Raw genomic sequence first — 25,362 nt, 5'->3', positions numbered from 1 at the left:
CGGCCAGTGCGATACTGGCCGTCGTCATTTCTACGGAAGTCCGTTCATGCGTATCTGGATCGATGCCGACGCCTGCCCCAAGGCGGCCAAGGAACTGGTCTGCAAGTTCGCCCTCAAGCGCAAGCTGGAAGCCTGGATGGTCGCCGGCCAGCCGCAGGTCAAGCCGCCGTTCGCCTGCGTGCGTCTGGTGGTGGTGGAAAGCGGGATGGATGCGGCTGACGATTACCTGGTGGAGCAGGCCGAGCCGGGCGACCTGGCGATCTGCAGCGACGTACCGCTGGCCGATCGGCTGATCAAGAAACAGGTTGCCGCCCTCGATCCTCGCGGCCGCGAGTTCGACGCGCGGAACATGGGCGATAAGCTGGCCATGCGCAACCTGATGGCCGACCTGCGTGACCAGGGGCAGATGGGCGGCGGCCAGGCGCCCTACGGTGAGCGTGACCGCCAGGCGTTCGCCAACGCCCTGGACCGCCTGCTCACCCGCCTGCAGCGGGAAGCCGATCTACGCGCGAGTCAGCCGCACAGATAGGTACCGGTACCGACGGCGACCAGCGTGCCGTCGTCGCTATGCAGTTCCGAGCGCACCACTGCGACCTTGTTGCCCGAGCGAAGCGGCACCGCATGGGCGGTGAACGTCCGGCCGCGTCCCGGGCGCAGGTAGTCGACGCGCAAGTCGATGGTGCCGAGCTTCGACAGCCGCGCCATGCGCTCGTGGCCTGGCAGTTCGCGATGCCGTTCGAGGGCGCCGATCAGGGCCATCGCACCGCCGGTGACGTCGAGCAGGCTGGAGATCACCCCGCCGTGGAGAATGCCCTGGACGAAGTTGCCGATCAGTTCGTCCTTCATCGGCAGGTCGAGGACTACCCGCTCGCGGCCGAGGCTCGCCACGCGGATCCCGAGCATGCGGTTGAAGGGGATGCGCTGGAAGAAATCCGCCACCAGTTGGTGGACGTCGTCAGGCAGGGCGGGGGAGGGCGTTTCGCTCATCGCGGCGTCTCGATTCGATGGTTTCGAGACGCACGCTGGCGTAGCGGCACGGATTTGAAAAGGGCGGCGGCGCGACCGCCCTTGTGCTTGGCCGATCAGGCCTTGTCCTGGTCCACCAGTTCGAGCACCCGGTCGACCAGCTTGTTGATCCCGGAAGCGGCTTCGGCGATCGACTGGGCGAGCATGTAGGCCGGGGTGGTCACCAGCTTGCGCGCGCTGTCTTCGACGATCTCGTCCACCGGCGCGTCGATGTGCTCGGCACCCATCTGCTTCAGCGAGTCGGCGGTGTCGGCGTCGTTGCCGATGGTGCATTGGACGCCGGCACCGTAGATCTTCGCCGCCATCGCCGGAGCGATGCAGATCAGCCCGACTGGCTTGCCGGCTTCGGCGAAAGCCTTGGCCAGCGCCAGCACGTCCGGCTGCACCTGGCATTGCGCGCCGTTGATGGCAAAGTCGCTGAGGTTCTTCGCAGCGCCGAAGCCACCGGGCACGATCAGCGCGTCGTAGTCCTCGGCGCGGGCTTCGCGCAGATCCTTGACTTCGCCGCGGGCGATACGCGCGGACTCGACCAGGACATTGCGGCTTTCCGGCATTTCCTCGCCGGTCAGGTGGTTGACCACATGGTGCTGGGCGATGTTCGGCGCGAAGCATTGTGCCTCGGCGCCGCGCTGGCTGAGGCGGAGCAGGGTGATCACGCTTTCGTGGATTTCCGCGCCATCGTAGACGCCACAACCGGAGAGGATGACGGCAACTTTCTTGTGCATGAGGCTTACTCCTTGGGAACGCAGGATCCGGACCGGACGGGCCTGGCCGGGGTCGGTATCGCGCAAGCATAGCGAGCCGCCGGCCCCGGCGGCCAGCCGGAGCGGAGGGTACAAGGAGTTGGAGTGTGCGAAGGGGCCGGCTGTTCAGTCGCGCCGGCGCGGGTTCACTCGGATTTGTCGGCGTTGCCGCCCGCGCCGTTGCCGCGCGGTGTCTTGAAACGCCGCCATAGCCAGAGCAGCAGGCCCAGCACGATCAGGCCGCCGAGGACCATGAGTTCGTATTTCTTGATGTTGCCGAGCATGCCTTCCAGTACGCTGCCGAAATAGTAGGCGGCGGAGCCCAGCGCGGCGGCCCAGACGATGGCGCCGATGCCGTTGAGAAGAAGATAGCGGGCCGGTGGATAGCCGGACAGGCCGATGGCCACCGGCATCACCGTACGCAGGCCGTAGACGAAGCGGAAACTCAGCACCCACAGGTCAGGATGGCGGCGCACATGGTCCAGCGCCTTGTCGCCGAGCTTCTGCCAGCGCGGCTTGCGCGCCAGCAACCGGCGTCCGTGGCGGCGTCCGAGGAAGTACCAGAGTTGGTCACCGGCGTAGCTGCCGAGGAAGGCGGTGAGAATCACGGTATCCAGCTGCATGTAGCCGCGGAAGGCAAGGAACCCGGCCAGCACGAGAATGGTTTCGCCCTCGAAGAAAGTACCGAGAAAAAGGGCGAAATAGCCGAAGTCCTGCAGGAATTGTTGGAGCATCATCGGGGCAGCGAAGCGAAATGAACGCGCAGCCTAACTCGGTTGAGGGCGTGGGGAAAGCGCGATCGTCACGGCCCAGGTCATTGATTGTGCAATGAATGGCCTTTGCCGCTGGCTTTTTGCGATGATTGGCGGTGCGGCAGGATGCCGCGACCTTGAGTCACTGTCGTCGCTTGTTGCCAATCCGTCATAATCAGGGACTATAACTGTCACACTGTGCCCGTTATCTGGGCCCTGGAGTAAACCGTGAGCTTCACTCCCGCCAACCGCGCCTATCCCTACACCCGCCTGCGGCGCAATCGCCGCGATGACTTCTCCCGCCGCCTGGTCCGCGAGAATGTCCTCACCGTCGACGACCTGATCCTGCCGGTGTTCGTCCTCGATGGGGTCAACCAGCGTGAAAGCATTCCGTCGATGCCCGGCGTCGAGCGCCTGTCCATCGACCAGTTGCTGATCGAGGCGGAAGAGTGGGTGGCCCTGGGCATTCCGGCGCTGGCGCTGTTCCCGGTGACCCCGGTGGAGAAGAAGTCCCTGGACGCCGCCGAGGCATACAACCCGGAAGGCATCGCCCAGCGCGCCACCCGCGCCCTGCGCGAGCGCTTTCCGGAGCTGGGCATCATCACCGACGTGGCGCTCGACCCGTTCACCACCCATGGCCAGGACGGCATCCTGGATGACGACGGTTACGTCCTCAACGACGTCAGCATCGACGTGCTGGTACGGCAGGCGCTGTCCCACGCCGAGGCCGGCGCCCAGGTGGTAGCGCCCTCGGACATGATGGACGGTCGCATCGGTGCGATCCGCGAGGCCCTGGAGTCTGCCGGTCACACCAATGTGCGGATCATGGCCTACTCGGCCAAGTACGCCAGCGCCTACTACGGTCCGTTCCGCGATGCGGTCGGCTCGGCTTCGAACCTCGGCAAGGGCAACAAGGCCACCTACCAGATGGATCCGGCGAACAGCGACGAGGCACTTCACGAAGTGGCCGCCGACCTGGCCGAAGGCGCCGACATGGTGATGGTCAAGCCGGGCATGCCCTACCTCGACATCGTGCGTCGGGTGAAGGATGAATTCCGCGCCCCGACCTTTGTCTACCAGGTCAGCGGCGAGTATGCGATGCACATGGGCGCCATCCAGAACGGCTGGCTGGCCGAATCGGTGATCCTCGAATCCCTTACCGCCTTCAAACGTGCCGGCGCCGATGGCATTCTGACCTACTTCGCCAAGCAGGCCGCAGAACAATTAAGACGGGGGCGTTGACCCCCTCGGGAAGATGAATGAATACGCAGCAAGGACTTGATGAGATCGAACGTATCGCCGCCGACGAAACCGTAGTGGCGAACGTGGAAAGCGAAGCAGAAGTGAAGATGGCCGAAACGATCCCGGTGGAAACGCCACCTGCGGTGGTTCCCAGCGTGGATGACAGCAGCCTGTACATTCATCGCGAGCTCTCCCAGTTGCAGTTCAACATCCGCGTGCTGGAACAGGCGCTGGACGAGTCCTACCCGCTCCTGGAGCGGCTGAAGTTCCTCCTCATCTTCTCGAGCAACCTCGACGAATTCTTCGAGATCCGCATCGCCGGCCTGAAGAAGCAGATCACCTTCGCCCGCGAGCAGGCCGGCGCCGACGGCCTGCTGCCGCACCAGGCCCTGGCGCGGATCAGCGAGCTGGTCCACGAGCAGGTATCGCGGCAGTACCGGATCCTCAACGAGACCCTGTTGCCGGAGCTGGCCAAGCACCAGATCCGCTTCATCCGCCGGCGTCACTGGACGCTGAAGATCAAGACCTGGGTGCGGCGCTTCTTCCGCGACGAGATCGCGCCGATCATCACCCCGATCGGCCTCGACCCGACCCACCCGTTCCCGCTGCTGGTGAACAAGAGCCTCAACTTCATCGTCGAGCTGGAGGGGATGGATGCCTTCGGCCGCGACTCCGGCCTGGCGATCATCCCGGCGCCGCGCCTGCTGCCACGGATCATCAAGCTGCCGGAAGACGTTGGCGGCGAGGGCGACAACTACGTGTTCCTGTCGTCGATGATCCACGCCCACGCCGACGACCTGTTCCCCGGCATGAAGGTGAAGGGCTGCTACCAGTTCCGCCTGACCCGCAACGCCGACCTGTCGGTGGACACCGAGGATGTCGAGGACCTGGCCCGCGCGCTGCGCGGCGAGCTGTTCTCGCGTCGCTACGGGGACGCGGTACGCCTGGAGGTGGTGGATACCTGCCCGCAGAACCTGACCAACTACCTGCTCAAGCAGTTCGGCCTGTCCGAAAGCGAGTTGTACAAGGTCAGCGGCCCGGTCAACCTGACCCGCCTGTTCAGCGTCACCGGCCTGGAAAGCCATCCGGAGCTGCAGTACCCGCCCTTCACCCCGGCGATCCCGCGTCTTTTGCAGAAGAAGGAAAACCTCTTCAACGTCCTCAGCAAGCTCGATGTGTTGCTGATGCACCCGTTCGAGTCCTTCACCCCGGTGATCGACCTGCTGCGCCAGGCCGCCAAGGATCCGAACGTGCTGGCGATCAAGCAGACCCTGTACCGCAGCGGCGCCAACTCGGAGATCGTCGACGCCCTGGTCGAGGCGGCACGCAACGGCAAGGAGGTCACCGCGGTGATCGAGCTGCGCGCCCGCTTCGACGAAGAGTCCAACCTGCAACTGGCCAGCCGCCTGCAACAGGCCGGCGCGGTAGTGATCTACGGCGTGGTCGGCTTCAAGACCCACGCCAAGATGATGCTGATCCTCCGTCGCGAGGACGGCGAACTGCGCCGCTACGCGCACCTGGGCACCGGCAACTACCATGCCGGCAACGCTCGCCTGTACACCGACTACAGCCTGCTGACCGCCGACGTGGCGCTCTGCGAGGACCTGCACAAGCTGTTCAACCAACTGATCGGGATGGGCAAGACGCTGCGCATGAAGAAGCTGTTGCATGCGCCGTTCACCCTGAAGAAGAACCTGCTGGAAATGATCAACCGCGAGGCGGCCCAGGCGGCGCTCGGCCAGCCGGCGCACATCATGGCCAAGGTCAACTCGCTGACCGATCCGAAGGTCATCCGCGCCCTGTACAAGGCCAGCCAGGCCGGGGTCAGGATCGACCTGGTGGTGCGTGGCATGTGCTGCCTGCGGCCAGGCATCCCGGGGGTCTCGCACAATATCCACGTGCGCTCGATCATCGGACGCTTCCTCGAGCACAGCCGCATCTACTACTTCCTCAACGGCGGCGACGAGAAGCTCTATCTCTCCAGCGCCGACTGGATGGAGCGCAACCTCGACATGCGCGTCGAGACCTGCTTCCCGGTGGAAGGCAAGAAGCTGGTGCAGCGGGTCAAGAAGGAACTGGAAACGTACCTGACCGACAACACCCAGGCCTGGGTGTTGCAGGCCGACGGTAGCTACCAGCGGCTCAGCCCCACCGGTAACCAGAACCCCCGCAATACCCAGGCGACCCTGCTGGAGAAGCTGGCCGCGCCGGTGCTTACCGCACGTTGAGGCTGTAGCCGACCCGCTTGAGCCATTCGGCTTCCTGGGCGAAGTCGGCCTGGGTCAGCGGGTTGGCTTCCAGCCAGCCCTCGGGGAAGGTCACCGAAAGGCTCTTGGGCTCTGCCTTCAGGCGCACCGAGGGCATTTCCTGGGTGCCGCGAATGTGGTGGAAGAGGATCGCGAAGCGCAGCACGATGCACAGGCGCACCAACTTGTCGCCTTCCGCGGCGAACTCCGCCAGCTTATCCGCCGGAATGTTGCGGCGGTGGCCGCGTACCAGTAGCGACAGCATCTGCTGGTCCTGGCGCGAGAAGCCAGCCAGGTCGGAGTGCTCGATCAGGTAGGCGCCGTGCTTGTGGTAGTGGTAATGGGCGATGTCCAGGCCGATCTCGTGGACCCGTGCGCCCCAGCTCAGCAGGTCGCGGTGCAGTTCGTCGTTCAGCTCCCAGGCGTCGCCGACTTCGGCAAGCACCTTGAGGGCCTTGGCCTCCACCCGCGAAGCCTGCTCCGGATCGACGTGGTAGCGCTGCATCAGCGAACTGATGGTGCGTTCGCGCACGTCCTCGTGCTGGTGACGGCCGACCAGGTCGTAGAGAACGCCTTCGCGCAGGGCGCCCTCGGAGTGAACCATCTGTTCCAGTTCCAGCGCGTCGAAGATCGCTTCGAGAATGGCCAGTCCGGCCGGGAAGATGGTCCGGCGGTCCGGCTTGATCCCTTCCAGATCGAGCTTCTCCACGTCGCCGAGCTTGAGCACCTTGCGCTTCAGCCAGGCCAGTCCGTCCGGGCTGATCTCGCCGTTGCCGTGGCCGCCGGCCTTGATCGCCAGCGCCACTGCGCGGATGGTGCCGGAGGCGCCGACCGCCTGTTGCCAGCCGAGGCGCCGCAGGCTGTTTTCGATGCCCATCAGTTCCAGGCGTGCGGCGGTGTACGCCTGGGCGTAGCGGGCCGGGGTGATCTTGCCGTCGCGGAAGTAGCGTTGGGTGTAGCTGACGCAACCCATCTGCAGGCTTTCCCGCAGCTCGGACTCGAAACCCTGGCCGATGATGAACTCGGTGCTGCCGCCGCCGATGTCGCTGACCAGCCGGCGACCGCCGCTGTCGGGCATGCTGTTGGCGACGCCGAGGTAGATCAGGCGGGCTTCCTCGCGGCCGGAGATGACTTCCACGGGATGGCCGAGAACCTCTTCCGCACGACGGATGAAATCGCTGCGGTTGCGCGCCTCGCGCAAGGCGTTGGTCGCGACCACGCGTACGGAACCCTGGGGCATGCCGCTGATGAACTGGGCGAAGCGGCGCAGGCAGTCGAGGCCGCGCTGGGTGGCCTCCTCGCTGAGATTGCGCTCCTCGTCGAGGCCGGCGGCCAGTTGGACCTTCTCGCCCAGCCGTTCGAGGATGCGGACTTCGCCGTGGATATTGGCCTTGGCCAGACAGAGGTGGAAACTGTTGGAACCCAGGTCCAGGGCGGCAATCAGCGGGAATGCCTCGGCAGGTTTTTGCGGCATGCTTTGCAAGTCCATTGGAAAACTGCGCCATCCTGCCACGATAGGGCGAGGGTCGCCAATGCGGCAGCCGATCAATCGGGAATCAGCCGACCAACGATAGAGACTCTCAATCGGCTGCGCCTTCCGGCGAGGGTCAAGGCGGGATATGATGGTCGGCACTTTCGCGTTTCAATTCGCGTCCGACTACGGAGAGATTTCATGAGCGAACATATCGTCAACGTTACTGATGCCAGCTTCGAGCAGGACGTGCTGAAGGCCGACGGCCCTGTGCTGGTGGACTACTGGGCCGAGTGGTGCGGTCCGTGCAAGATGATCGCGCCGGTGCTGGACGAAGTCGCCAGGGACTATCAGGGCAAGCTGAAGGTCTGCAAGCTGAACATCGACGAGAACCAGGACACCCCGCCGAAGTACGGCGTGCGTGGCATCCCTACCCTGATGCTGTTCAAGGACGGCAATGTCGAGGCGACCAAGGTCGGCGCACTGTCCAAGTCGCAGCTGGCGGCCTTCCTCGACGCCAATATCTGAGCCGGGCCCAGGCCTCGCTGGAAAGCCCCGCGATTCGCGGGGCTTTTTTTTGCGTTTCTATAGACGCCACGCGGCCACGGTGTTAAATTCGGGTTCGCGACGTTTTTTCCGTCGCCTTCTGCATGCCGTCCCGGACGCACTTCCTACTCGAACTTTCTAGCGCTCCTGTCGCCCCCTTGCGACACGGCTTTCCCAAGCTCGACGCTTTCTCCAATTCCTCTTTCTGCGTACCTATCTCTTTCCTATGAATCTGACCGAACTCAAGCAAAAGCCGATTGCCGAACTGCTGGAAATGTCCGATGCCATGGGCCTGGAAAACATGGCCCGTTCGCGCAAGCAGGACATCATCTTCGCCCTGCTGAAGAAGCACGCGAAAAGTGGTGAAGAGATCTCCGGCGATGGCGTGCTGGAGATTCTTCAGGACGGCTTCGGCTTCCTGCGCTCCGCCGACTCTTCCTACCTGGCCGGCCCCGACGACATCTATGTCTCGCCGAGCCAGATCCGGCGCTTCAACCTGCGCACGGGCGACACCATCATCGGCAAGATCCGGCCGCCGAAAGAGGGCGAACGCTACTTCGCCCTGCTCAAGGTCGACTCGATCAACTTCGATCGTCCGGAGAATGCGAAGAACAAGATTCTCTTCGAGAACCTGACGCCGTTGTTCCCCAACGAGCGGATGAAGATGGAAGCCGGCAACGGCTCCACCGAAGACCTGACCGGCCGCGTCATCGACCTCTGCGCGCCGATCGGCAAGGGCCAGCGCGGCCTGATCGTGGCGCCGCCGAAGGCGGGCAAGACCATCATGCTGCAGAACATCGCCAGCAACATCACCCGCAACAACCCCGAATGCCACCTGATCGTCCTGCTGATCGACGAGCGCCCTGAGGAAGTGACCGAAATGCAGCGCACCGTGCGCGGCGAAGTGGTCGCCTCGACCTTTGACGAACCGCCGACCCGTCACGTACAGGTCGCCGAGATGGTGATCGAGAAGGCCAAGCGCCTGGTCGAGCACAAGAAGGACGTGGTCATCCTGCTCGACTCCATCACCCGTCTGGCGCGGGCCTACAACACCGTGATCCCCAGCTCCGGCAAGGTGCTCACCGGCGGTGTCGACGCCCATGCCCTGGAGAAGCCGAAGCGCTTCTTCGGCGCCGCGCGGAACATCGAAGAGGGCGGTTCTCTTACGATTCTCGCCACGGCGTTGGTGGAAACCGGCTCGAAGATGGACGAGGTGATCTACGAGGAATTCAAGGGTACCGGCAACATGGAACTCCCATTGGATCGCAAGATCGCCGAGAAGCGCGTGTTCCCGGCCATCAACATCAACCGTTCGGGTACCCGCCGCGAAGAGCTGCTGACCAGCGAGGACGAGCTCCAGCGCATGTGGATCCTGCGCAAGATCCTGCACCCGATGGACGAGATCTCCGCGATCGAATTCCTCATCGACAAGCTCAAGCAGACCAAGACCAACGATGAGTTCTTCGATTCGATGAAACGAAAGTAGTCTTCGAGAGTACCAAACAAAGGCGCTCCGGTTGACCGGGGCGCCTTTTGCATATCTGGAGGGACGTGGATGCCGAGCCTGGCCTATCGAAGGGACATCGATGGTTTGCGAGCGTTGGCCATTCTGCCGGTGGTGTTCTACCACCTTGGCTTGGGGGGCATCACCGGCGGCTATGTGGGCGTCGATGTTTTCCTGGTCATTTCCGGCTACCTGATCACTTCGATCATCCGGCGCGAGCAGCAGGCCGGACGTTTCAGCTTCGTCGACTTCTGGGCGCGCCGGGCACGCCGCATTCTCCCCGCGCTGTTCGTGATGATGGCGGCGAGCCTGGTGATCGGCTGGTTCCTCATGGCGCCGCGCGACTACGAAGAGTTAGGGCGTTCGGTTCGCTACCAGACGATGTTCGCCTCGAACATCCTGTTCTGGAAGCAGGATGGCTATTTCGACGCCGCGTCCGAATTCAAGCCGCTATTGCATACCTGGTCGTTGTCGGTGGAAGAGCAGTTCTACATTCTCTTCCCGCTACTGCTGGCCGCGATCTCCGGGCGCCTGCTGCGCTGGCGGCTCGCCATCCTCCTCGCGGTCCTGGCGCTATCGCTGGCGGCCAGCGTCTGGGCGGTGAGCCAGCGACCTGGCAGTGCATTCTTCCTCCTGCCGATGCGCGCCTGGGAACTCCTGGCGGGTGCCGCGCTGGCGTTGCTGCCGGGCGCTAGCCGCGGTCATTCGCAATGGTCCCTGCAACTGGCGGCCACCCTCGGCATAGCGGCGATTCTCCTGCCGGTGTTCTTCTACGACAGCGACACTCTTTTCCCCGGCCTCGCGGCGCTGCCGGCGGTGCTTGGCACCGCCCTGCTGATCTGGGCCAACGGCGCCGGCGACACCTGGGCTCGCCGCCTGCTGGGCTGGCAACCGCTGGTCTGGTTCGGTCTGATCTCCTATTCGCTGTACCTCTGGCACTGGCCGCTGTACGTCTTCGTCCAGTACCACGCACTGGAAACCCTGGGCCTGCCGGCACGCCTGGGGTTGCTGGCGGCGAGCATCGGCCTGGCGGCACTGTCGCTGTACTACGTCGAGGCACCGTTCCGCGAGCGCAAGCTGTTCGCCGGGCGCCAGCAGATGCTTGGCGCGGCGCTGTGCAGCTTGCTGCTGCTGGGAGTCGTCGGCCAGTTGGTGCGGCATTACGACGGCGTGCCGTCGCGTCTTTCCGAGGAAGCCTTGCGTTATGCCAAGGCGTCCAAATGGCGCGATGGGCAGACCGACTGCATGTTCGACAAGAAGGCGCTCAGTCAGGAAAGCATCTGCCGCTTCCCGGCGGAACTGGCTGCCGAACGACCGCTGCTGGTCAGTTGGGGCGACAGCCATTCCGCGGCGTTGAGCCCGCTGCTGCGCGAACTGGCTGCCAGTCGCCGGGTGCCGATCTGGCAGGCTTCGCTGGCGGGCTGTCCGCCGTTGCTGGGGATGCTGGAAAAGGACAATTGCCTGCGTTTCAACCAGCAGATGCTCGAGTTCGTCGAACAGCAGCGGCCGGGCGGGGTGATCCTCGCCGGACGCTGGGACATGTATGTCTACGGCGACTCGCAGGACGGCACCCGCAACATTCTCCGCGAGCCGGACGACACGCCGGACAGCTCGATCGCCGAGGCGCTGCTGCGGCAACGCCTGAGCGGGATGATCGAAAGGCTGAACGCGGCCGACGTACATGTCTGGCTGGTCAAGGACGTACCGCTGCTGCCATTCAAGGCACCGGCGCGGCTGGTGCGGCTGAGTCTGAGCGGGGAGGATGTCGGGCGCGCACGTTTTCCCTTCGCTGAGCACGCCGCGCGCGTCGCCTACGTGAATGCGCTGTTCGATGCGCTGGCCGAAGGCAACCCGCGGGTGAGCGTGCTCGACCCCTCCAGCGTGCTCTGCGATGGCCTGGATTGTTTCGCCGAACGTGATGGCTGGTCGCTGTACATGGATAACAACCACCTTTCGACCCAGGGGGCCCATGAACTCGGGCCTTTGTTCGAGCCGATGCTACAGAGCCTCGACGACTCGCGGATCGCCAGCCAGCAGTGACCGAATGCCGCGTTTGCCTGCTGCCGGATGGGCCGGGAGCAGGTAGGATGTGGGGTCTTGCAGTGAATGGTTAGGCCAATGACGTTCAAGGATCTCCGCGATTTCATCGCCCAGCTGGAGCAGCGCGGTGCGTTGAAGCGCATCCAGGTGCCGATTTCCCCCGTGCTCGAGATGACCGAGGTGTGCGACCGCACGTTGCGCGCCAAGGGCCCGGCATTGCTGTTCGAAAAGCCGACCGGCTTCGACATGCCGGTGCTCGGCAACCTGTTCGGTACGCCGGAGCGCGTGGCGCTGGGCATGGGCGCCGAGGACGTCGGCGCGCTGCGCGAGATCGGCAAGCTGCTGGCGCAACTCAAGGAGCCCGAGCCGCCGAAGGGCCTCAAGGACGCCTGGGCCAAGCTGCCGATGTACAGGAAGGTCCTGTCCATGGCGCCGAAGGTGCTCAAGGATGCCCCCTGCCAGGAAGTGGTCGAGGAGGGCGAGGACGTCGACCTCGGCCGGCTGCCGGTCCAGACCTGCTGGCCGGGCGATGTCGGGCCGCTGATCACCTGGGGCCTGACCGTTACCCGCGGGCCGAACAAGGAACGGCAGAACCTGGGCATCTACCGCCAGCAGGTGATCGGCCGCAACAAGGTGATCATGCGCTGGCTCAGCCATCGCGGCGGCGCACTGGACTACCGCGAGTGGTGCCAGAAGCATCCGGGCCAGCCCTATCCGGTAGCCGTGGCGCTGGGCGCCGATCCGGCGACCATCCTCGGTGCGGTGACGCCGGTGCCGGACACCCTTTCCGAATACGCTTTCGCCGGCCTGTTGCGCGGGCATCGTACCGAGCTGGTCAAGTGTCGCGGTAGCGACTTGCAGGTGCCGGCCAGCGCCGAGATCGTCCTCGAAGGGGTGATCCACCCCGGCGAGATGGCCGACGAAGGTCCCTATGGCGATCACACCGGCTACTACAACGAGGTCGATCGCTTCCCGGTGTTCACCGTCGAGCGCGTCACCCGCCGGCAGAAACCGATCTACCACAGCACCTACACCGGGCGTCCGCCGGACGAGCCGGCGATCCTCGGGGTGGCACTGAACGAAGTGTTCGTGCCGATCCTGCAGAAGCAGTTCCCGGAAATCGTCGATTTCTACCTGCCGCCGGAAGGTTGTTCCTACCGGATGGCGGTGGTGACCATGAAGAAGCAGTATCCAGGGCACGCCAAGCGCGTGATGCTCGGGGTCTGGTCGTTCCTGCGGCAGTTCATGTACACCAAGTTCGTCATCGTCACCGACGATGACATCGATGCGCGCGACTGGAACGATGTGATCTGGGCCATCACCACGCGGATGGACCCCAAGCGCGACACGGTGATGATCGACAACACGCCCATCGACTACCTCGACTTCGCCTCGCCGGTCTCCGGCCTCGGCTCGAAGATGGGGCTTGATGCCACCCACAAGTGGCCGGGCGAGACCAGCCGCGAATGGGGGCGCGCCATCGTCAAGGACGAAGCGGTGACACGGCGCATCGACGCGCTCTGGTCGAGCCTCGGGATCGACTGATGCGTATCGTCCTGCAACCGTCCGGCGCCTGCCTCGAGCTGCTGCCGGGGGAACGCATCCTCGATGGCGCCCGGCGGCTTGGCTACGACTGTCCGCAGAGCTGCCGCAACGGCAACTGCCATATCTGCGCGGCGCTGCTGGTGGAGGGGCGGGTACGCCAAAACGGCGAGGTACGCGATCATGGCGAACTCTTCACCTGCCTCGCCGAGCCGCTGGAAGACTGCGTGCTGCATTGGGACGGGGTGCTGGCGCCGGGTGAACTGCCTCTGCGCAAGCTGACCTGCCAGTTGAGCTTCTGCGAAGAGGTCGGCGGCGACGTCTACCGGGTCGGCCTGCGCGCGCCGGCCGGCAAGCCGCCACGCTATCACGCCGGGCAGTACCTGTTGCTGGAGCGTGACGGCGGCGACAGCGCGGCGTTTTCCCTGGCCTCCGCGCCGCATGCGGGACGCGACCTTGAGTTGCACATCCTGGCCAAGGAAGACAGTGCCGTCGCGCTGATCGCGCAGTTGCAGCGCGAGCGCCTGGCACGGATCCAGCTGCCGTTCGGCGACGCGCACCTGGCGGAACTGCCCGACGGTCCGCTGGTGCTGATCGCCGCGGGAACCGGCATGTCTCAGATGCACAGCCTGATCGAGCACTGCCGCGCCGCCGGCTTCGCCCATCCTGTACATCTCTACTGGGGCGTTCGGCGTCCGGAGGATTTCTACCGACTGCCGCACTGGACGGAGTGGGAAGGCCTGCCGAACCTGTTCCTGCACCGGGTGGTCAGCGACCTCTGTGGCTGGGAGGGGCGTTGCGGCTTGCTGCACGAGGCGGTGCGCGAGGATTTCGCCGACCTGTCGAGCCTGCATGTGTATGCCAGCGGCTCGCCGGCGATGGTCTACGCGACCCTGGATGCCCTGGTCGAAGCAGGGATGGACGCGCACCAGATGCGCGCCGACGTGTTCGCCTACGCGCCGCGGGACTGAACGCGGCTCCGGCCTGGCGCCGGAGCCGCCGCGTCATCAGCCGGCTTGCTGCGGCGCGGCCTGGACCGCGGGTTTGCGCAGGGTCAGGCAGAGGAACAGGATGGCCAGCAGGCAGGCGCCGATCAGCAGCTTGAAGCCACCGTCCCAGCCGAAGTGGTCCACCGTGTAGCCGACCAGGGCGTTGGCTGCCACCGAGCCGCCGAGGTAGCCGAACAGACCGGTGAAGCCGGCGGCGGTGCCGGCCGCTTTCTTCGGCGCCAGCTCCAGGGCCTGCAAGCCGATCAGCATCACCGGGCCGTAGATCAGGAAGCCGATCATGATCAGCGCGGCCATGTCGATCGCCGGGTTGCCGGCCGGGTTCAGCCAGTAGATCAGGGTGCCGACGGTCACCAGGATCATGAACACCACGCCGGTGGCGCCGCGATTGCCCTTGAACAGCTTGTCCGACAGCCAGCCGCAGAGCAGGGTGCCGGGAATCCCCGCCCATTCGTAGAAGAAGTACGCCCAGGACGACTTGTCGACGTTGAAGTGCTTGGCCTCCTTGAGGTAGGTCGGCGCCCAGTCGAGCACACCGTAGCGCAGCAGGTAGACGAACACGTTGGCCAGGGCGATGTACCAGAGCAGCTTGTTGCGCAGCACGTAGGTGACGAAGATCTCCTTGGTCGACAGCTCGCGCTCGTGGTGTTCGTCGTAGCCTTCGGGGTAGTCGTCCTTATGCTTCTCGATCGGCGGCAGGCCGCAGGATTGCGGGGTGTCGCGCATGGCGAAATAGGCGAACACGGCTACGCCCACGGCGACGATGGCCGGCACGTAGAAGGCCGAGCGCCAGTCGCCGAACAGCGCCAGGCCGAGCAGGAACAGCGGGCCGATCAGGCCGCCGCCGACATTGTGGGCGACGTTCCACACCGAGACCACGCTGCCGCGCTCCTTCTGCGACCACCAGTGGACCATGGTCCGTCCGCTCGGCGGCCAGCCCATGCCCTGGGCCCAGCCGTTGATGAAGAGCAGGACGAACATGATGGCGACGCTGGAGGTAGCCCAGTGCGCGAATCCGAAAATGAACATCACCGCCGCCGACACCAACAGGCCGAACGGCAGGAAGACCCGTGGGTTGGAACGGTCCGAGACCAGGCCCATGATGAATTTCGACAGGCCGTAGGCGATGGCGATGGCCGACATCGCGACGCCCAGCTGGCCGCGACTGTAGCCGTCCTCGATGAGGTAGGGCATGGCCAGGGAGAAGTTCTTGCGCAGCAGGTAGTAACCCGCGTAGCCGATGAAGATACCGGCGAAGATCTGCCAGCGCAGGCGCCGGTAGGTGCTGTCCACCTCGGCATCGGGCAGTGGCGCCTGGTGTGGCGCGGGACGAAAGATTCCGAACATCGCGAGCTCCGCTTGTTGTTGTGTCGCGCCTTTTTACGCGGTTGCGAACACTACATTTTTCGTAAATGAAAAAATAGCGGAAATGTTACAGGTTGAGTGCATTGGTCGGAAATAAGAAAGCCCCGGTCGGAAACCGGGGCCTTCATAGGGGAAAAACATCTGACAGCGTGGGCCTCGGCCGGTGTATCGCTCCGGCCCGCCATGCCTTTCTCCGCAGGGGCGGGAGGCAATACTCGCCGCCTTCGTGGCTCAGCGAACCTCCACCACCACCTTGCCGACCGCCTTGCGCTGGCCGAGGGCGTCGATGGCGTCACCGGCCCGTTCCAGCGGGAAGCGCTGCGACACCAGCGGTTTCAGCTTGCCTTCGGCGTGCCAGGCGAACAGCTGGCGGAAGTTGTCAGCGTTGTCCTGCGGCTGGCGTTGGGCGAACGATCCCCAGAACACGCCGACCAGCGAGGCGCCCTTGAGCAGGGTCAGGTTGGCCGGCAGCGAAGGGATGCTGCCGCTGGCGAAGCCGACCACCAGCATCCGTCCGTTCCAGGCGATGCTGCGGAAGGCCTCCTCGAACAGTTCGCCGCCCACCGGATCGTAGATCACATCGACGCCCTGGCCGCCGGTCAAGGCCTTGAGCTGCTCGCGCAGGCTACCTTCGCTGTAGTTGATCAGTTCGTCGGCGCCGGCGGCCTTGGCCACGGCGAGCTTGTCGGGGGTACTGGCGGCAGCGATCACCCGGGCGCCCATGGCCTTGCCGATCTCCACGGCAGCCAGCCCGACCCCGCCGGAAGCGCCGAGCACCAGCAGGGTCTCGCCGGGTTGCAGGTTGGCGCGCTGTTTCAGGGCGTGCATCGAGGTGCCGTAGGTCATGCCGAAGGCGGCGGCGCTGGCGAAGTCCATGCCTTCGGGTATCGGCATCACGTTATAGCCGGGCACCTTGACCTGCTCGGCGAAGCTGCCCCAGCCGGTCAGGGCCATGACCCGGTCGCCGGGCCTGACGTGGGCGACCTTTTCGCCGACCGCGGCGACCACTCCGGCCGCCTCGCCGCCCGGGGAGAAGGGGAAGGGCGGCTTGAACTGGTACTTGCCCTCGATGATCAGGGTGTCTGGGAAGTTGACCCCGGCGGCGTGCACATCGAGGAGGATTTCGTTCTTCGCCGGGCTCGGGCTGGCGATTTCTTCCAGGACCAGGCTGCTGGCCGGGCCGAAGGCTTTGCAGAGGACGGCTTTCATCGGGGACGCTCCAGTTTGCGGTCCGGCCAGTGTAGGAGGGAGACGCCGGGGGTCAATCAGCATCGCCGCAACTGATGGTTGTCCATAAACCCCGGGCTTGGGCCCGGCCGAGAGTCTGGCTATGCTTGCCGGCATTCGTCGAGGAGATGCGCCCGTGAGAACCCCCATTGCCCTGTCGCTGGCCCTGTGCCTGAGTCTGTTCCCGTCGTTCGCCTCGGCCGAGGAGGCCGCGCCGGAAGGCGAGGGCGCGAACAAGCCGGTCTACGTCGACCTGACCCCGGCGCTGGTCGGCAACTACGGCAGCGGGCCGCGCCTGCAGTACTACAAGGCCGACATCGCCCTGCAGGTGGCCGACAAGGACGCGGCGACCAAGGTCGAGCATCACGAGCCCTTGATCCGCAACCAGTTGATCATGCTGTTCGCCCAGCAGACCGACCAGAGCCTGGGTACGGTCGAGGCCAAGGAAAGCCTGCGCCAGGAGGCGCTGAAGCAGGTCCAGCAGACCCTCGAGCAGGAAGAGGGCAAGCCGCTGGTGACCGACCTGCTGTTCAACAACCTCATCGTCCAGCCCTGAGGTCAACTATCCGTTCTGTCCCGCGCTCCCGGATGCGAGGCACCGGGGATTCTGCTTTCCTGTGAGGTTCGGTCGGGCGCGTCTGACGTGCATCAACACCTGCGCGCCGCCCTGGAGGGACAATCGAGCCAGTGAAGTCCGCGGCGGCCGCGCTTTCCAGCGTGAGCGTCATCGCCGCGGCCTGGCCGAACGTGCGAGGAGAAGGGATGAAACAGGAAAGCAAACGGTGGCTGAGCCGTGCCCTGGTCGTGGCGGCGCTGCTCGGCGTAGGCGTGCTGGTCTGGCAGGTATCGCGACCGACCGGCCTGGGCGAGGGATTCGCCAGCGGCAACGGACGCATCGAGGCCACCGAGGTGGACGTGGCGGCCAAGCTTCCCGGGCGGGTCGCCGAGATCAAGGTCGACGAGGGCGACTTCGTCAAGGCCGGCGAAATCGTCGCGCGGATGGATACCCAGGTGCTCGAGGCGCAGTTGGCCCAGGCCCAGGCCCAGGTGCGCCAGGCGGAGAACGCCAAGCTCACCGCGACCTCGCTGGTGGCCCAGCGCGAGAGCGAGAAGAGCACCGCCCAGGCCGTGGTGGCGCAGCGCCAGGCCGAGCTGACAGCGGCGCAGAAGCGCTTCACCCGTACCGAGGCGCTGGTCAAGCGCAATGCCCTGCCGCAACAGCAACTCGATGACGATCGGGCGACCCTGCAGAGCGCCCAGGCGGCGTTGTCCGCGGCACGCTCGCAAGTGATTTCGGCGCAGGCGGCGATCGAGGCCGGGCGTTCCCAGGTAATCGAGGCGCAGTCGGCCATCGAGGCGGCCAAGGCCAGCGTCGCCCGGCTCCAGGCGGATATCGACGATAGCCTTCTCAAGGCGCCGCGCAACGGCCGCGTGCAGTACCGCGTGGCACAGCCGGGGGAAGTACTGCCGGCCGGTGGCAAGCTGCTCAACATGGTCGACCTGGCCGACGTCTACATGACTTTCTTCCTGCCATCCATGCAGGCCGGCAGGGTCGGACTGGGCCAGGAAGTGCGCTTGGTGATCGACGCGGTGCCGGACTACGTGATCCCGGCCAAGGTTTCCTATGTCGCCAGCGTCGCCCAGTTCACCCCGAAAACGGTGGAAACCGCCAACGAGCGGGAGAAGCTGATGTTCCGGGTCAAGGCGCGGCTCGATCCGGCGCTGCTGGAAAAATACATCACCTACGTCAAGACCGGCGTGCCCGGAATGGCCTACCTGCGACTGGACCCTGAGGTCGAGTGGCCGGCCAACCTGCAGATCAAGGTTCCGCAATGACCGCTGGCGGGAGCGGCGTGGCGAGCCTCCGGGGCGTTTCGCTGCGCTACGGCGAGACGCGCGCGGTGGACGACGTCAGCCTGGAGATCCCGGCCAACCGCATGGTCGGCCTGATCGGTCCGGACGGGGTCGGCAAGTCCAGCCTGCTGGCGCTGTTGGCCGGCGCACGGAAGATGCAGGATGGCGAGATCCGCGTGCTCGATGGCGACATGCGCGACCGCCGCCACCGCCGGGCGGTCTGCCCGCGCATCGCCTACATGCCCCAGGGGCTGGGCAAGAACCTCTACCCGACGCTCTCGGTGTTCGAGAACGTCGACTTCTTCGGTCGGCTGTTCGGCCACGACAAGGCCGAGCGCGAGCGGCGCATCGCCGATCTGCTGCAAAGCACCGGATTGGCGCCGTTCGCCGAGCGTCCTGCGGGCAAGCTGTCCGGCGGCATGAAGCAGAAGCTCGGGCTGTGCTGCGCGCTGATCCACGATCCCGACCTGCTGATCCTCGACGAGCCGACCACCGGCGTCGACCCGCTGTCGCGCAACCAGTTCTGGGAGCTGATCGGCCGTATCCGCGCGGGCCGCGAAGGCATGAGCGTGCTGGTCGCCACCGCCTACATGGAGGAAGCCGAGCGCTTCGACTGGCTGGTGGCGATGGATGACGGAAAGGTCCTGGCCACCGGTACGCCGCAGGAGCTGCGCGAGCGTACCGGGACGCAGAGCCTCGAGTCGGCGTTCATCGCCCTGCTGCCGGAAAGCAAGCGCGCCGGCCACCATCGATTGGTGATCCCGCCGCGACCGCAGAGCGAAGGCGCGCCGCGGATCGCCATCGAGGCCGAGGGCCTGACCTGTCGTTTCGGCGACTTCGTCGCGGTCGATCACGTCAGCTTCCGTATCGAGCGTGGGGAAATCTTCGGCTTCCTCGGCTCCAACGGCTGCGGCAAGTCCACCACCATGAAGATGCTCACCGGCCTGCTGCCGGCCAGCGAAGGCACGTGCGCGCTGTTCGGCCAGGCGGTGGACGCCAGCGACATGGCGACCCGTCGCCGGGTCGGCTACATGTCCCAGGCCTTTTCCCTGTATGCCGAGCTGAGCGTGCGGCAGAACCTGGTGCTGCACGCCCGGCTGTTCCACCTACCGGCGGATGGTATCCCGGCACGGGTCGGCGAAATGCTCCGGCGCTTCGACCTGGAGAAGGTGGCCGACGAGCTGCCCGACGACCTGCCGCTGGGCATCCGCCAGCGTCTGTCGCTGGCGGTGGCGGTGATCCACAAGCCGGAGATCCTGATCCTCGACGAGCCCACTTCGGGGGTCGACCCGGTGGCTCGCGACGGCTTCTGGGAACTGATGGTCGAGCTGTCGCGCCGCGACGGGGTGACCATCTTCATTTCCACCCACTTCATGAACGAGGCCCAGCGCTGCGATCGCATCTCGCTGATGCATGCCGGCAAGGTACTGGCCAGCGATACTCCCGATGAGCTGGTGCGCCAGCGTGGCCTGCCGACCCTGGAAGCGACCTTCATCGCGTACCTGGAAGAAGCCGCCGGTGCCGCCGCGCCAGCGCAACCAGCCGAGGCGCCGGCCGTCGCGGAGCAGCCCGGCGATGGCCAGGGGCGCCAGGCGCAACGCCAACGCTTCAGCCCCCTGCGGCTGTTCAGCTATGCGCGCCGCGAAGCCATGGAACTGCGCCGCGACCCGATCCGCCTGACCCTGGCCCTGCTCGGCACCGCGCTGCTGATGTTCATCATCGGCTACGGCATCAACATGGACGTCGAGGACCTCTCCTGGGCGGTCCTCGACCGTGACCAGACCACCACCAGCCAGGCCTACGCGCTGAATATCGCCGGCTCGCGCTATTTCGTCGAACATGCGCCGATCACCGACCCGGACGACCTCGACCGGCGCCTGCGCAGCGGCGAGCTGAGCCTGGCGGTGGAGATCCCGCCGAACTTCGGGCGCGATCTCAAGCGTGGCTCCGATCCGGCCATCGGCGTGTGGATCGACGGAGCGATGCCGACCCGTGCCAACACCGTGCTGGGCTACGTGCAGGGCCTGCACACCAGCTACCTGGCGGACCTCTCGCGGCAGGTGGGTGGGGCCGAGGCCAGCGCGGCGGCCAGCACCGAGGTGCGCTATCGCTACAACCCCGACGTGGAAAGCCTGAAGGCGATGGTGCCGGCGGTGATCCCGCTGCTGCTGATCATGATCCCGGCCATGCTCACCGCCCTCGGCGTGGTGCGCGAAAAGGAACTGGGTTCGATCACCAACCTCTATGTCACCCCGGTGACGCGCCTGGAGTTCCTGGTCGGCAAGCAGTTGCCTTACGTCGCCATGGGCATGATCAACTTCCTGCTGATGCTGGTCCTGGCCATCGTGGTATTTCGCGTGCCGCTCAAGGGCAGCTTCCTGGCGTTGACCATCGGCGCTTTCCTCTATGTGGTCACCAGCACCGGCCTCGGGCTGTTCCTCTCGACGTTCATGCGCAGCCAGATCGCCGCTGTATTCGGCGTGGCGATCGCCACCATGATCCCGGCGATCCAGTTCTCCGGGCTGATCCACCCGGTGTCCTCGCTGGAAGGTGCGGCGGCCTGGATCGGCAAGCTCTATCCGACCTCGCATTTCCTGGTGGTCAGCCGCGGCGCCTTTTCCAAATCGCTGGGCCTGCCCGATCTCTGGGCCTACTACCTGCCGCTTGCCGCTTCCATCGTGGTGCTGACCCTGCTCAGCGTGGCCTGCCTGAAGAAGCAGGAGGACTGAGCGATGCGCAGCCTGGCCAACATCTTCAACCTGGGCATCAAGGAGTTCCGCAGCCTCGGCCGCGACTACGCGATGCTGGCACTGATCGTCTGGGCCTTCACCCTGGGCGTCTACAGTTCCGCTACCGGTATTCCGGAAACCTTGCATCACGCGCCGATCGCGGTGGTCGACGAGGACCGCTCGCAACTCTCGTCGCGTATCGTCAATGCCTTCCAGCCCCCGTACTTCCGGCCGCCGGAAATGATCGGGCATGCCGAGATGGATCGCGGCATGGACGTCGGCCTGTATACCTTCACCCTCGATATCCCGCCGGACTTCCAGCGCGACGTGCTGGCCGGGCGCAAGCCCTCGATCCAGGTCAACGTCGACGCGACCCAGACCGGGCAGGCGTTCTCCGGCGCGGGCTACATCCAGAACATCGTCGCCACCGAGGTGCGCGAGTTCGTCAGCCGCTACCGCGCGGAGCCGAGCATGCCGGCGCAGATCGAGGTGCGCATGGAGTTCAACCCGAACCTGACCCAGGCCTGGTTCGGCGGGGTGATGGAAGTGATCAACCAGATCACCATGCTGTCGATCATCCTCACCGGCGCCGCGCTGATCCGCGAGCGCGAGCACGGCACCGTCGAGCACCTGCTGGTGATGCCGCTGTCGGCCTTCGAGATCATGATGGCCAAGGTCTGGTCGATGGGGCTGGTGGTGCTGGTGGCGGCGGGGCTCTCGTTGCAGTGGGTGGTGCGTGGCTGGCTGGACGTGCCGATCAGCGGCTCGGTGGGGCTGTTCCTGCTCGGCGCCGGATTGCATCTGTTCGCCACCACCTCCATGGGCATATTCCTCGGCACGGTGGCGCGCTCGATGCCGCAGCTCGGGCTGCTGACCATCCTCGTGCTGCTGCCGCTGAACATCCTTTCGGGCGGCAGCACGCCACGGGAAAGCATGCCGGAACTGGTGCAGAACATCATGCTGGCGGCTCCGACCACGCATTTCGTCAGCCTGGCCCAGGCGATCCTGTTCCGCGGCGCCGGTTTCGACATCGTCTGGCCGCAGTTCGCCGGCATCGTGGCGATCGGTTCGGCGTTCTTCTTCGGCGCGCTCTGGCGTTTCCGCCGGACCATCTCGCAGATGGCCTGAGCGATGGCTTCAGCGTTTCGCCAGCGGCAGGATCGCCTGCCATTCCTCGGCGCTGACCGGCATCACCGAGAGACGGCTGCCCTTCTGCACCAGGGCGAGGTTGGCCAGGGCGTCCTGCGCCTTCAGCCGGGCCAGTGGAACGACCTCGGCGAAGGCTTCGACGAAGCTGACGTCGCGGGCGCTCCAGGGATTCTTCTCGGCGCTGGCCTTGGGGTCGTGGTAAGGGCTGGCGGGATCCAGGGCCGTGGGATCGGGATAGGCTTCGCCCTCGATGCGGGCGATACCGGCGATGCCGGGCTGCGGGCAACTGGAGTGGTAGAAGAAGAACAGGTCGCCGGGGTTCATGCTGCGGATGAAGTTGCGTGCCTGGTAGTTGCGCACGCCATCCCAGCGGGCGGTTCCGAGGCGCTGCAGGTCGCGGATCGAGAGTTCGTCCGGCTCGGATTTCATCAGCCAGTAGGCAGGCATGAACTTTGCTCCTCTTTCGTAGATGTACGTAGGAAACGTCTGCGCGTGACCACCGGTCGCCGGTGTAATTGCGTATGACTTCAGCTTATCGGAAAATGCCGTTTTTCAGCGGGGCAGGGTGCTCAGGCGATAAGATAATCGCAAGGACCGGCCTCGAAAATTGCCTGGAAGGGGGAGGCAATCGATGAAGCGCAAGCCAGACTTGCTGTGGGTTTTGGTCATCATCTTCGGACTTGGGGTCGTCACCACCGGTTATACCCAGAGCCTCTGGGAACGACAGGCCAGTACGCCCGCCCAGGTGACGCAACAGCCGTAAGACTCGCCGGGTATCGCATGGAACGCGGTACCCAGGGTTCTCCCTCCTTCCTAGCGTTTCCCTGCCACGTACCAGCCCGCATCGGTCACCGTTCCCGCCAGGGGAATGTCCCAGCTGGCCAGCGCCAGTCGATCCACCTTCTGACATTCATGGGCCAGGCCGATCAGCGTCGGTTTGTGACCATTTTTGCGCCTCGCCAGGTAGGCCAGGCTGCGGTCGTAGAAGCCGCCGCCCATGCCCAGGCGCCCGCCCTGTTCGTCGAACCCCACCAGCGGCAGCAGTACCAGGTCCAGCGCCCAGGCCTTGCGCTGGCGGCCGGCGTCGGCCAGCGGTTCGCTGATGCGGAAGCGGTTGCGGGTCCAGCGTTCGCCGCTGCCGACCCGCTGGAACACCATGCGCGTCCGCGGCCAGGGCGCCAGCACCGGCAGGTAGGTGGCCTTGCCGCGCTTCTGCGCCGCACGCAGCAGCGGACGCGGGTCGATCTCGCCGTCGTTGGGCAGGTACAGGGCGATATGGCGGGCACGGCGAAAAAGGGGATGCTGCGCCAGTTGTCGATAGAGGGCGCGGGCGGCGAGGCGTTGCTGCAGGGGGGAGAGCGCGCGGCGCGCCTGGCGGAGCTTGCGGCGCAGGGCCGGGCGGCTGAGGTCTTGCGATTCGATCATGTGGAAAGGTAGCTCCCCGGTCGTGCCGCTGTCGGGTTAGCCCTTGAACCCGAAAGTTCAAGGTGGCGGTTGCAGTAGACCTTAAGGCTTTCCGTCGTGCGGACATGCACACCGGTCCAACTGGCAACCTCCGTTGTTGCAGTTATCGGCTCAGGGACATCACCGACTGGCCAACACACCAGGGAGCGGAGGCCAGTATACCCGAATTGGCCGTGCCCGGGTCAGGCTTCGCCGGCATCGGCCGGATTCGCCAGGGCGCGGTCGACGCGATCGAGCAGTTCGCGCACGCGCTCGCGGGTCGAACTGCTTTCCTGGTCCAGGCGCTCCTTGCGGTGCAGCAGGTCGTGGGTGATGTTGAGGGCGGCCATCACGGCAACCCGGTCGGCGCCGATGACTTTGCCGCTGGAGCGGATCTCGCGCATCTTGCCGTCCAGGTAACGGGCGGCGCTTTCCAGGTTGGCGCGCTCGTCGTCCGGGCAATTGATGCAGTATTCCTTGTCGAGAATCTGCACGGTGAGGGTATTCGACTGGCTCATGTGTCCTGCTCCAAGGCTTTCAGACGCAAAATCATCGCTTCGACCTTGTGTCTCGCCATTTCGTTCTTTTCGATCAGATGAGCGCGCTCTTCGCGCCAGGACTTTTCGTTCGCCCGCAGCAGCCGGTTCTCCGCCTTGAGCTGTTCCAGCTTCTGGAGCAGCTGGTCGAACTTGGCCGTCAACAATTGCAGATCGGCGTCTTCCATGGGCTCTCGCTTGGGAATTGGGGTGATTGGACAACTATATAGGATCGTCCCCGGTCGGGGCCAATGCCCCGGCCGGGCCGGCGCGCCGGCAACCGGTCGCATGGTCTTGCCGGGGCGGGCGGTGCTAGGATAACCATCTTCATTTCACGTGTAGCGCCCCAATGGCGCCCAGCCGTCAGGGTCCCGAGATGTCCACTCAGAATTCCGCCTACAGCGCCTTTTCCTCCCTTCTCGCCGAGGCGGCCATGCCGGTCTCGCCGGCCGAACTGCACGGCCATCTGCTGGGTCGGGTCTGCGCCGGCGCCGGCTTCGACGAGGCCGCCTGGCAACACGCCGCCGCCGAACTGCTCGGCGGCGCGCCGGGCGAACGACTCAAGGCCGCGTTGTCCGGCCTGCTCGGCATGGTCCGGCAGGACTTTTCCGCCGGCGAGGTCGCCGTCGTCATGCTCCTGCCCGACGACGAAACCCCGCTCGCCCAGCGCACCGAGGCGCTCGGCCAATGGTGCCAGGGTTTCCTCGCCGGCTTCGGCCTCACCGCCCGCGAAGGCAGCCTGACCGGCGAAGCCGAGGAAGTGCTGCAGGACATGGCCGCCATCGCCCAGGTCCAGGGCCAACTGGAAGACAGCGAGGACGGCGAGACGGACTATATGGAAGTCATGGAATACCTGCGGGTCGCTCCGTTGCTGCTGTTCGCCGAGTGCGGCAAGCCGCTGGAGCCCGCTCCCAAGCCTTCACTGCACTGAGGTTTCTGC

At 65.4% G+C, this 25,362-nt stretch carries 24 protein-coding genes and 1 other RNA gene; 14 read left to right on the top strand and 11 right to left on the bottom strand.

Going from position 1 to position 25,362, the window contains the following annotated elements:
* Positions 1 to 46 precede the first annotated feature (46 nt).
* Positions 47 to 529, top strand: coding sequence for a YaiI/YqxD family protein (locus tag VQ065_RS30105; protein WP_003096362.1), 483 nt, complete (start codon positions 47 to 49; stop codon positions 527 to 529).
* Here VQ065_RS30105 and VQ065_RS30100 read toward each other — a convergent pair.
* From VQ065_RS30100 to VQ065_RS30090, 3 genes are all read right to left on the bottom strand, one after another.
* Positions 514 to 987, bottom strand: coding sequence for a thioesterase family protein (locus tag VQ065_RS30100; protein WP_003096359.1), 474 nt, complete (start codon positions 985 to 987; stop codon positions 514 to 516). The genes VQ065_RS30105 and VQ065_RS30100 overlap by 16 nt on opposite strands.
* A 95-nt stretch (positions 988 to 1,082) precedes the next feature.
* Positions 1,083 to 1,751, bottom strand: coding sequence for an isoprenoid biosynthesis glyoxalase ElbB (gene elbB, locus VQ065_RS30095; protein WP_003096356.1), 669 nt, complete (start codon positions 1,749 to 1,751; stop codon positions 1,083 to 1,085).
* 164 nt (positions 1,752 to 1,915) lie between these two features.
* The gene (locus tag VQ065_RS30090) at positions 1,916 to 2,506 is read right to left on the bottom strand and encodes a DedA family protein (RefSeq protein WP_003096354.1); all 591 of its coding nucleotides are present in this window, start codon (positions 2,504 to 2,506) and stop codon (positions 1,916 to 1,918) included.
* A 243-nt stretch (positions 2,507 to 2,749) separates the two neighbouring features.
* Here VQ065_RS30090 and hemB point away from each other — a divergent pair, with 243 nt between their 5' ends.
* Both hemB and ppk1 read left to right on the top strand, forming a co-directional pair.
* The gene (hemB, locus tag VQ065_RS30085) at positions 2,750 to 3,763 is read left to right on the top strand and encodes a porphobilinogen synthase (RefSeq protein ID WP_003096352.1); all 1,014 of its coding nucleotides are present in this window, start codon (positions 2,750 to 2,752) and stop codon (positions 3,761 to 3,763) included.
* Between the two features lie 17 nt (positions 3,764 to 3,780).
* Positions 3,781 to 5,991 (top strand): polyphosphate kinase 1, encoded by a 2,211-nt coding sequence (gene ppk1, locus VQ065_RS30080; RefSeq protein WP_003096343.1) that lies wholly within the window; start codon positions 3,781 to 3,783, stop codon positions 5,989 to 5,991.
* On the opposite strand, the gene ppx is transcribed toward ppk1, so the two are convergent.
* Positions 5,978 to 7,483 (bottom strand): exopolyphosphatase, encoded by a 1,506-nt coding sequence (gene ppx / locus VQ065_RS30075; RefSeq protein WP_003099207.1) that lies wholly within the window; start codon positions 7,481 to 7,483, stop codon positions 5,978 to 5,980. The two genes, ppk1 and ppx, sit on opposite strands and share 14 nt — an antisense overlap.
* Positions 7,484 to 7,681: 198 nt before the next feature.
* Here ppx and trxA point away from each other — a divergent pair, with 198 nt between their 5' ends.
* The 5 genes from trxA to VQ065_RS30050 all read left to right on the top strand — a co-directional run bounded on the left by trxA (position 7,682) and on the right by VQ065_RS30050 (position 14,083).
* Positions 7,682 to 8,008 (top strand): thioredoxin TrxA, encoded by a 327-nt coding sequence (trxA, locus tag VQ065_RS30070; RefSeq protein WP_003096336.1) that lies wholly within the window; start codon positions 7,682 to 7,684, stop codon positions 8,006 to 8,008.
* A 244-nt stretch (positions 8,009 to 8,252) separates the two neighbouring features.
* On the top strand, positions 8,253 to 9,512 hold the full coding sequence (gene rho / locus VQ065_RS30065; RefSeq protein WP_003096334.1) for a transcription termination factor Rho: 1,260 nt from the start codon (positions 8,253 to 8,255) through the stop codon (positions 9,510 to 9,512).
* Between the two features lie 69 nt (positions 9,513 to 9,581).
* Positions 9,582 to 11,570 carry an acyltransferase family protein gene (locus VQ065_RS30060; protein WP_003096333.1) on the top strand — a complete coding sequence of 663 codons (1,989 nt, stop codon included), beginning with the start codon at positions 9,582 to 9,584 and terminating at the stop codon, positions 11,568 to 11,570.
* 78 nt (positions 11,571 to 11,648) lie between these two features.
* Positions 11,649 to 13,115 (top strand): 4-hydroxy-3-polyprenylbenzoate decarboxylase, encoded by a 1,467-nt coding sequence (gene ubiD, locus VQ065_RS30055; RefSeq protein WP_003096332.1) that lies wholly within the window; start codon positions 11,649 to 11,651, stop codon positions 13,113 to 13,115.
* On the top strand, positions 13,115 to 14,083 hold the full coding sequence (locus VQ065_RS30050) for a CDP-6-deoxy-delta-3,4-glucoseen reductase (protein ID WP_003096331.1): 969 nt from the start codon (positions 13,115 to 13,117) through the stop codon (positions 14,081 to 14,083). The genes ubiD and VQ065_RS30050 overlap by 1 nt, the downstream gene beginning before the upstream one ends.
* A gap of 36 nt (positions 14,084 to 14,119) precedes the next feature.
* Here the strand turns inward: VQ065_RS30050 and glpT are convergent, their stop codons facing one another.
* Together glpT and VQ065_RS30040 are read right to left on the bottom strand one after the other, a co-directional pair.
* A complete protein-coding gene (gene glpT, locus VQ065_RS30045; protein WP_003096330.1) occupies positions 14,120 to 15,466 on the bottom strand; it encodes a glycerol-3-phosphate transporter in 1,347 nt (448 codons plus the stop codon).
* Positions 15,467 to 15,715: 249 nt separating this feature from the next.
* Positions 15,716 to 16,693, bottom strand: coding sequence for an NADPH:quinone oxidoreductase family protein (locus tag VQ065_RS30040; protein ID WP_003096329.1), 978 nt, complete (start codon positions 16,691 to 16,693; stop codon positions 15,716 to 15,718).
* Positions 16,694 to 16,847: 154 nt separating this feature from the next.
* Here VQ065_RS30040 and VQ065_RS30035 point away from each other — a divergent pair, with 154 nt between their 5' ends.
* The 4 genes from VQ065_RS30035 to VQ065_RS30020 all read left to right on the top strand — a co-directional run bounded on the left by VQ065_RS30035 (position 16,848) and on the right by VQ065_RS30020 (position 22,422).
* A complete protein-coding gene (locus tag VQ065_RS30035) occupies positions 16,848 to 17,267 on the top strand; it encodes a flagellar basal body-associated protein FliL (RefSeq protein ID WP_003096328.1) in 420 nt (139 codons plus the stop codon).
* 206 nt (positions 17,268 to 17,473) lie between these two features.
* Positions 17,474 to 18,547 (top strand): HlyD family secretion protein, encoded by a 1,074-nt coding sequence (locus VQ065_RS30030; RefSeq protein WP_003136086.1) that lies wholly within the window; start codon positions 17,474 to 17,476, stop codon positions 18,545 to 18,547.
* Positions 18,544 to 21,294, top strand: a complete 2,751-nt coding sequence (rbbA, locus tag VQ065_RS30025; RefSeq protein WP_003110670.1) for a ribosome-associated ATPase/putative transporter RbbA — start codon at positions 18,544 to 18,546, stop codon at positions 21,292 to 21,294. Before VQ065_RS30030 ends, rbbA begins: the two co-directional genes overlap by 4 nt.
* A gap of 3 nt (positions 21,295 to 21,297) precedes the next feature.
* Positions 21,298 to 22,422, top strand: coding sequence for an ABC transporter permease (locus VQ065_RS30020; RefSeq protein WP_003110669.1), 1,125 nt, complete (start codon positions 21,298 to 21,300; stop codon positions 22,420 to 22,422).
* A gap of 9 nt (positions 22,423 to 22,431) precedes the next feature.
* On the opposite strand, the gene VQ065_RS30015 is transcribed toward VQ065_RS30020, so the two are convergent.
* Positions 22,432 to 22,890: an EVE domain-containing protein gene (locus tag VQ065_RS30015; RefSeq protein WP_003096326.1), complete on the bottom strand. Its 459-nt coding sequence runs from the start codon at positions 22,888 to 22,890 to the stop codon at positions 22,432 to 22,434.
* A gap of 184 nt (positions 22,891 to 23,074) precedes the next feature.
* On the opposite strand from VQ065_RS30015, the gene VQ065_RS30010 reads away from it, so the two are divergent.
* On the top strand, positions 23,075 to 23,206 hold the full coding sequence (locus VQ065_RS30010; protein ID WP_003096323.1) for a hypothetical protein: 132 nt from the start codon (positions 23,075 to 23,077) through the stop codon (positions 23,204 to 23,206).
* Between the two features lie 50 nt (positions 23,207 to 23,256).
* On the opposite strand, the gene VQ065_RS30005 is transcribed toward VQ065_RS30010, so the two are convergent.
* The 4 genes from VQ065_RS30005 to VQ065_RS29990 all read right to left on the bottom strand — a co-directional run bounded on the left by VQ065_RS30005 (position 23,257) and on the right by VQ065_RS29990 (position 24,610).
* Positions 23,257 to 23,868 (bottom strand): 5-formyltetrahydrofolate cyclo-ligase, encoded by a 612-nt coding sequence (locus VQ065_RS30005; RefSeq protein ID WP_003096321.1) that lies wholly within the window; start codon positions 23,866 to 23,868, stop codon positions 23,257 to 23,259.
* 9 nt (positions 23,869 to 23,877) lie between these two features.
* Positions 23,878 to 24,056, bottom strand: a non-coding RNA gene (ssrS, locus tag VQ065_RS30000) — 6S RNA.
* A gap of 33 nt (positions 24,057 to 24,089) precedes the next feature.
* Positions 24,090 to 24,404: a cell division protein ZapA gene (locus VQ065_RS29995; RefSeq protein ID WP_003096316.1), complete on the bottom strand. Its 315-nt coding sequence runs from the start codon at positions 24,402 to 24,404 to the stop codon at positions 24,090 to 24,092.
* Positions 24,401 to 24,610: a TIGR02449 family protein gene (locus VQ065_RS29990; RefSeq protein ID WP_003096314.1), complete on the bottom strand. Its 210-nt coding sequence runs from the start codon at positions 24,608 to 24,610 to the stop codon at positions 24,401 to 24,403. Before VQ065_RS29990 ends, VQ065_RS29995 begins: the two co-directional genes overlap by 4 nt.
* A 188-nt stretch (positions 24,611 to 24,798) precedes the next feature.
* On the opposite strand from VQ065_RS29990, the gene VQ065_RS29985 reads away from it, so the two are divergent.
* Positions 24,799 to 25,353 (top strand): YecA/YgfB family protein, encoded by a 555-nt coding sequence (locus tag VQ065_RS29985; protein WP_003099193.1) that lies wholly within the window; start codon positions 24,799 to 24,801, stop codon positions 25,351 to 25,353.
* The last annotated feature ends 9 nt before the right edge of the window (positions 25,354 to 25,362 follow it).

This window comes from Pseudomonas sp. KBN10P06128, from assembly GCF_037574945.1.
Lineage (GTDB): Bacteria > Pseudomonadota > Gammaproteobacteria > Pseudomonadales > Pseudomonadaceae > Pseudomonas > Pseudomonas aeruginosa.
Note: the sequence above shows the minus strand (reverse complement) of the source record. Positions and strands in the feature narration are given on the sequence as shown.

Excerpts from the sequence above, each read along its gene's own strand:
- VQ065_RS30100 (WP_003096359.1), bottom strand. The coding sequence starts at position 987 with ATGAGCGAAACGCCCTCCCCCGCCCTGCCTGACGACGTCCACCAACTG.
- VQ065_RS30030 (WP_003136086.1), top strand. The coding sequence starts at position 17,474 with ATGAAACAGGAAAGCAAACGGTGGCTGAGCCGTGCCCTGGTCGTGGCG.
- VQ065_RS30060 (WP_003096333.1), top strand. The coding sequence starts at position 9,582 with ATGCCGAGCCTGGCCTATCGAAGGGACATCGATGGTTTGCGAGCGTTG.
- VQ065_RS30040 (WP_003096329.1), bottom strand. The coding sequence starts at position 16,693 with ATGAAAGCCGTCCTCTGCAAAGCCTTCGGCCCGGCCAGCAGCCTGGTC.
- VQ065_RS29995 (WP_003096316.1), bottom strand. The coding sequence starts at position 24,404 with ATGAGCCAGTCGAATACCCTCACCGTGCAGATTCTCGACAAGGAATAC.
- trxA (WP_003096336.1), top strand. The coding sequence starts at position 7,682 with ATGAGCGAACATATCGTCAACGTTACTGATGCCAGCTTCGAGCAGGAC.
- VQ065_RS30105 (WP_003096362.1), top strand. The coding sequence starts at position 47 with ATGCGTATCTGGATCGATGCCGACGCCTGCCCCAAGGCGGCCAAGGAA.
- VQ065_RS30090 (WP_003096354.1), bottom strand. The coding sequence starts at position 2,506 with ATGATGCTCCAACAATTCCTGCAGGACTTCGGCTATTTCGCCCTTTTT.
- rbbA (WP_003110670.1), top strand. The coding sequence starts at position 18,544 with ATGACCGCTGGCGGGAGCGGCGTGGCGAGCCTCCGGGGCGTTTCGCTG.
- VQ065_RS29985 (WP_003099193.1), top strand. The coding sequence starts at position 24,799 with ATGTCCACTCAGAATTCCGCCTACAGCGCCTTTTCCTCCCTTCTCGCC.
- rho (WP_003096334.1), top strand. The coding sequence starts at position 8,253 with ATGAATCTGACCGAACTCAAGCAAAAGCCGATTGCCGAACTGCTGGAA.
- VQ065_RS30020 (WP_003110669.1), top strand. The coding sequence starts at position 21,298 with ATGCGCAGCCTGGCCAACATCTTCAACCTGGGCATCAAGGAGTTCCGC.
- VQ065_RS30050 (WP_003096331.1), top strand. The coding sequence starts at position 13,115 with ATGCGTATCGTCCTGCAACCGTCCGGCGCCTGCCTCGAGCTGCTGCCG.
- ppk1 (WP_003096343.1), top strand. The coding sequence starts at position 3,781 with ATGAATACGCAGCAAGGACTTGATGAGATCGAACGTATCGCCGCCGAC.
- ppx (WP_003099207.1), bottom strand. The coding sequence starts at position 7,483 with ATGCCGCAAAAACCTGCCGAGGCATTCCCGCTGATTGCCGCCCTGGAC.
- glpT (WP_003096330.1), bottom strand. The coding sequence starts at position 15,466 with ATGTTCGGAATCTTTCGTCCCGCGCCACACCAGGCGCCACTGCCCGAT.
- VQ065_RS29990 (WP_003096314.1), bottom strand. The coding sequence starts at position 24,610 with ATGGAAGACGCCGATCTGCAATTGTTGACGGCCAAGTTCGACCAGCTG.
- ubiD (WP_003096332.1), top strand. The coding sequence starts at position 11,649 with ATGACGTTCAAGGATCTCCGCGATTTCATCGCCCAGCTGGAGCAGCGC.
- elbB (WP_003096356.1), bottom strand. The coding sequence starts at position 1,751 with ATGCACAAGAAAGTTGCCGTCATCCTCTCCGGTTGTGGCGTCTACGAT.
- VQ065_RS30015 (WP_003096326.1), bottom strand. The coding sequence starts at position 22,890 with ATGCCTGCCTACTGGCTGATGAAATCCGAGCCGGACGAACTCTCGATC.
- VQ065_RS30010 (WP_003096323.1), top strand. The coding sequence starts at position 23,075 with ATGAAGCGCAAGCCAGACTTGCTGTGGGTTTTGGTCATCATCTTCGGA.
- VQ065_RS30005 (WP_003096321.1), bottom strand. The coding sequence starts at position 23,868 with ATGATCGAATCGCAAGACCTCAGCCGCCCGGCCCTGCGCCGCAAGCTC.